Consider the following 5,191-nt stretch of genomic DNA (forward strand, 5'->3'; position numbering starts at 1 on the left):
CGGGCGGTCCGGATCGCCGCCACCGCGTCGGCCAGCTCGCCGGCCTCCGGGGCGGGCCGGCGGACGGCCCAGATGCGCTCGGCGAAGAACTCCTCCGGCCAGTCGTACGCCTCGGCCTGCACGTCCTGCGGCAGGGCGAGGGTGACGGCGCCGGTCTCGGCCGGGTCGGTGAGCACGCGCATGGCCTGGAGCGCGGCGGGGATCAGCGCTTCGGGCCGGGTGATCCGGTCGAAGTAGCGGGAGACGGGTCGCAGTGTGTCGTTGACGGAGAGGTCACCGGCGCCGGGGTGTTCCAGCTGCTGGAGCACGGGGTCGGCGGGCCGGGTGGCGAAGGTGTCGCCGGGCAGCAGCAGCACCGGCAGCCGGTTGACGGTGGCCAGGGCGGCGCCGGTGACGAGGTTGGTGGCGCCGGGGCCGATGGACGTGGTGACGGCGTGGACGCGCAGCCGGTTGCTGTGCCGGGCGTAGCCGACGGCGGCGTGCACCATGGCCTGTTCGTTGCGGCCCTGGAGGTAGGGCATGGTGTCCTGGTACTCCAGCAGGGCCTGGCCGAGTCCGGCGACGTTGCCGTGGCCGAAGATGCCCCAGGTGGCGTTGACGAGCCGCTGCTGCCGGCCGTCGCGGCTGGTGTGCTGGGCGGTGAGAAAGCGGACGAGCGCCTGGGCGACCGTGAGCCTGCGGACCGACGTCACCGGCCCCCCTCCTTCGTGTCCAGCGTGCCCTGCGTGTCGTTCGTGTCCTGCGTGTCGTTCGTGTCGTTCGTGTCCTGCGTGGGCGGTGCGGACGGCAGGTGTGGCGGGGCCTGGTCCGTGACGTGCGAGGCGGTGTCCGGACTCGCATATTCTGCGGAATCCATCGCAGAGTAGAGCGGTAGCCTCGGATCCACTGGTGTTTCTCCCCACGTACGACGAATCCACGCGTGGTCAGGATGGTCGCAGATAAGCCAGCTGCGATCCAGACCGGGACCGGCCATCACGTTGAGGTAGTACATGTCGTGCCCGGGGGCGGCGATGGACGGCCCGTGCCATCCGTCCGGGATGAGCACCGCGTCACCGCTGCGGACCTCGGCGAGCACGTCGGTGTCCCGGCCCCGCCCGGAGGGGCTGACCCGCTGGTATCCCAGGCCGGAGGTCGGCCCGTGCGGGGCGATCTCGAAGTAGTAGACCTCCTCCAGCTCCGACTCCTCGCCGGGCCGGCACTCGTCGTGCTTGTGCGGCGGGTAGGACGACCAGTTGCCGCCGGGTGTCAGCACCTCGACGGCGATCAGCCGGTCGGCCTCGAAGACGTCGGCGGCGGCGAAGTTGTTCACCTGCCGGGAGCAGCCGCCGCTGCCGCGCAGCTCCACCGGCACCCCGGACGCCGGTCCGTAGCGGGCCGGCAGGCGGCGTTCGCAGCGGGCCCCGGTGAGGGCGAACCGGCCTCCGCCGGCGGTGTCGAGCACCGCGTCGGCGTCCCGCGGCAGGTAGGCGAAGTCGGTGACGGCCTCGAAGACACCCGGGCGGCCGTGCAGCCGGAGGGTGTTGCCGTCGACGGTGACCGTGCAGCCGCCGGTGAGCGGCAGCACGATCCACTCGCTGTCGCCGGTGGCGAAGGAGTGCCGTCCGCCGGGCGGCAGTTCGACGACGCGCAGCGAGCTGTGGCCCCAGCCGGCCAGCTCGGGGTCGATGTCCAGGGCGTAGGGCCCGCGGGCGGCGCTGCCCGCGGGCAGGTGGAAGCCGTGGGGTGCGGGCGCCCGCCCGGGCGTGCGGGAGGTGCCGGATTCGGTGCCGTCGGCGCTGTCGGTGCCGTCGGCGCTGTATGTGCTGTATGTGCTGTCGCTCATGTCGGTCAGCCTCCCCATCTCAGAGCAGTCCCACGGCGGTGTCGACGGCTGCGCCGACGTCACCGTCCGCCGGGTAGAGCAGCGAGCGGCCGACGACCAGTCCCTGCACGGTGGGCAGGGCGAGCGCCTTGCGCCATTTCTCGTAGGCGCCGTCCTGGTCGCCGTTGACCTCACCGCCGAGCAGCACCGCCGGCAGCGTCGAGGTCTCCATCACCTGGGCCATCTCGTCGGGGTCGTCGGTCACGGGCACCTTCAGCCAGGTGTAGGCGGAGGTGCCGGCCAGGCCGGAGGCGATGGCGATGGACTTGGTGACGGCTTCGGCGCTGAGGTCGTTGGTGACCTTGCCGTCGCAGCGGCGGGAGATGAACGGCTCGACGAAGACCGGCAGCCGGTGGGCGGCCATGTCGTCGACGGCGCGGGCGGTGGAGAACATGGTGCTGAGTGAGCCCTCGTCCTCGTAGTCGATGCGCAGCAGCAGCTTGCCGGCGTCGAAGCGCAGGCGGCTGAGGTCCTCGGCGCGGTGGCCGGTGAACCGGTCGTCGAGTTCGAAGGTGGCGCCGGCGAGGCCGCCGCGGTTCATCGAGCCGATGACGACCTTGTTCTCCAGCGCGCCCAGCAGCAGCAGGTCCTCCAGGATGTCGGCGGTGGCGAGCACGCCGTCCACCCCGGGCCTGGAGAGGGCCAGGGTCAGCCGTTCCAGCAGGTCGAGCCGGTTGGCCATCGCGAGGTGCCGGGTTCCGACGGCGAGGGCGCCGCGGGCGGGGTGGTCGGCGGCGACGATCATGAGGCGTCCGCTGTCGCCGACGAGCGGGCGGCGGGCACGCCGGCCGGCGGCCTCGGCGATCGCCTCGGGGTGCCGGGCGCGCACTCGGACGAGGTCGGAGATGCTGATGCTCAAGGCGGGCTCCCTGTCGAGAGGTCGCGGGGGCGCCCTCCGCGGGAGGGAAGGCGTGGGGGCGGGGCCGGCTTCAGTCGGCGAGGAGTTCCTCGACCTCGGCCTCGAAGGGCATCGCGGAGGAGCAGGCCAGGCGGGACGCGACCAGGGCACCGGCCGCGTTGGCGAAGCGCATCGTGTGCTCCAGCTCCCAGCCGGCAAGCAGGCCGTGGCAGAGCGCGCCGCCGAAGGCGTCACCGGCGCCGAGTCCGTTGACGACCTCCACCGGGTGCGGTGGCACTTCGGCCGAGCCGCCGTCCCGGTGCACGGCGAGCACCCCCTTGGGGCCCTGCTTGACGACGGCGAGTTCGACCCCGGCCGCCAGCAGCGCCTCGGCGCAGCCCCTCGGGTCGCGGACGCCGGTGGCGACCTCGCACTCGTCGAGGTTGCCGACGGCGACGGTGGCGTGTTCCAGGGCCTGCCGGTAGCAGGGGCGGGCGCTCTCCGGGTCGGCCCAGAACATCGGGCGCCAGTCCAGGTCGAAGACGGTGTGCCCGCTCTTGTTGCGGGAGGCGAGGGCGGCGAGCGTCGCCGAGCGGCTGGGCTCCTCGCAGAGGCCGGTCCCGGTCACCCACAGCACGCGGGCCGCGTCCAACGCGGCGAAGTCCAGCTCGGACGGGCGGATCTCCAGGTCCGGGGCCTTGGGCTGGCGGTAGAAGTACAGCGGGAAGTCGTCCGGCGGGAAGATCTCACAGAACGTGACGGGTGTCGGCAGTCCGGGGACCGCGGTGACCCAGCGGTCGTCGACGCCGAAGCCCTCCAGTGCCTGGTGGCAGTAGTCGCCGAACGGGTCCTGGCCGGTACGGCTGACGAGGGCGGTGGACCGTCCGAGCCGGGCCGCGGCCACCGCGACGTTGGTGGGTGAGCCGCCGAGGAACTTGCCGAACGTCTCGACCTGCGGGAGCGGCACTCCCGTCTGGAGCGGGTAGACGTCCACCCCGATGCGGCCCATCGTGATGACGTCGAATGGCTCGGTCATGGAAGCCCTTTCCTCGTAACGGCGGCACCGGAGGGATGTCGCGTCGACCCCAAGGTTTAGACCCGGCGCCTGACCCATGTCAATAATTTGTCCTTACATTCGGACGTCTGGACCCTGAAACGTCCACCGCGTTATCGGGCCGTTACGTCAAGATGAAGTGTTGTCCTTACAAAGTCTTGACAGCACCGTCTCCCAGGGAGTCGAATCCAGTCCTGCAACGGGGACGTTCCCGGTCGGTGACCGAGAACATCCCCCATGACCCCCGGGCGGTCGTCCTCCCCCACTCACCCGGCGGGTCCCCCCCTCCTTCCGCTTTCTCTCCCCTCCACTCACCCGAAGTGAGGTCAGGACCATGAAGCGCACCATCCGTCCGGGCTCGGCCCGCAGGTCCCGCAGAACCACGGCAGCCCTCGCCGCCGGCGCCGCCGCCGTCCTTCTCGCCGCGGGCTGCTCCAGCGGCTCCGGCGGCAAGAAGTCCCAGGAGGACTCCGACGGGTCGACCGCGGGCAAGGCCGACACGCCGCGCATGAAGATCGCCATGATCACCCACGCGGCGCCCGGGGACACCTTCTGGGACATCGTGCGCAAGGGCGGCACCGCGGCCGCCGCCAAGGACAACGTCGAGCTGATCTACTCCAGCGACGAGAAGGCCGCCGACCAGGCCAACCTGGTGCAGAACGCCATCGACCAGAAGGTCGACGGCATCGCGATCACCGCGGCCAAGCCGGAGGCGATGAAGGCGGCCGTGGAGAAGGCGCAGGCGGCCGGCATACCGGTGGTCGGCTTCAACGCCGGACTCGACCAGTGGCAGGAGATGGGCCTGCTCTCCTACTTCGGCCAGGACGAGACCGTCGCCGGCGAGGCCTTCGGCAAGCGCCTCAACGAGGTCGGCGCCAAGCGCAACATCTGCGTCATCCAGGAGCAGGGCCACGTGGCGCTCGAAGCGCGCTGCGCCGGGGTGAAGAAGGCCTTCGAGGGCACCACCGACATCCTCTACGTCAACGGCAAGGACATGCCGTCGGTGAAGTCGACCATCGAGGCCAAGCTCCGGCAGGACAAGGCGGTCGACTACGTGGTGACGCTGGGCGCCCCCTTCGCCCTCACCGCGGTCGACTCGGTGAAGGAGTCCGGCAGCAAGGCGAAGGTCGCCACCTTCGACCTCAACAAGGAACTCGTCGGCTACCTCGAGGACGACCGGATCAGCTTCGCCGTCGACCAGCAGCCCTACCTCCAGGGCTACCTGGCCGTCGACACCCTGTGGCTGTACAAGAACAACGGCAACTTCAGCGGTGGCGGCGAGCAGCCGGTGCTGACCGGCCCCGCCTTCGTCGACCAGGACAACATCGACGACATCGGCGAGTTCGCCGAGAAGGGCACCCGGTGAGGTCCATGGCACAGGCAGCCACCCCGGCCGCCGACGTCACCGGCACGTCCCCCGCCGCTCCGGCGGCGGGGG

Annotated in this window: 5 protein-coding genes; 1 reads left to right on the plus strand and 4 read right to left on the minus strand. The window is 71.3% G+C overall.

Going from position 1 to position 5,191, the window contains the following annotated elements; all coding sequences use genetic code 11:
- The 4 genes from ACYVE9_RS14775 to iolC all read right to left on the minus strand — a co-directional run.
- Positions 1-692: thiamine pyrophosphate-binding protein (locus ACYVE9_RS14775; protein ID WP_461028301.1), on the minus strand; the 692-nt coding region annotated here is incomplete at its 3' end.
- Positions 689-1,822, minus strand: a complete 1,134-nt coding sequence (iolB, locus tag ACYVE9_RS14780; protein ID WP_461028302.1) for a 5-deoxy-glucuronate isomerase — start codon at positions 1,820-1,822, stop codon at positions 689-691. The genes iolB and ACYVE9_RS14775, both read right to left, overlap by 4 nt.
- Positions 1,823-1,841: 19 nt before the next feature.
- Positions 1,842-2,720: a Cgl0159 family (beta/alpha)8-fold protein gene (locus ACYVE9_RS14785; protein ID WP_461028303.1), complete on the minus strand. Its 879-nt coding sequence runs from the start codon at positions 2,718-2,720 to the stop codon at positions 1,842-1,844.
- Positions 2,721-2,790: 70 nt separating this feature from the next.
- Positions 2,791-3,735 (minus strand): 5-dehydro-2-deoxygluconokinase, encoded by a 945-nt coding sequence (iolC, locus tag ACYVE9_RS14790; RefSeq protein WP_461028304.1) that lies wholly within the window; start codon positions 3,733-3,735, stop codon positions 2,791-2,793.
- Between the two features lie 352 nt (positions 3,736-4,087).
- Between iolC and ACYVE9_RS14795 the strand changes: the two genes are divergently transcribed.
- On the plus strand, positions 4,088-5,119 hold the full coding sequence (locus ACYVE9_RS14795) for a sugar ABC transporter substrate-binding protein (RefSeq protein ID WP_461028305.1): 1,032 nt from the start codon (positions 4,088-4,090) through the stop codon (positions 5,117-5,119).
- The last annotated feature ends 72 nt before the right edge of the window (positions 5,120-5,191 follow it).

The sequence above is a fragment of the Streptomyces sparsus genome, assembly GCF_054776295.1.

Bases quoted from the DNA above. Each gene is read 5' to 3' on its own strand.
- iolB (WP_461028302.1), bottom strand. From the start codon at position 1,822: ATGAGCGACAGCACATACAGCACATACAGCGCCGACGGCACCGACAGC.
- iolC (WP_461028304.1), bottom strand. From the start codon at position 3,735: ATGACCGAGCCATTCGACGTCATCACGATGGGCCGCATCGGGGTGGAC.
- ACYVE9_RS14795 (WP_461028305.1), top strand. From the start codon at position 4,088: ATGAAGCGCACCATCCGTCCGGGCTCGGCCCGCAGGTCCCGCAGAACC.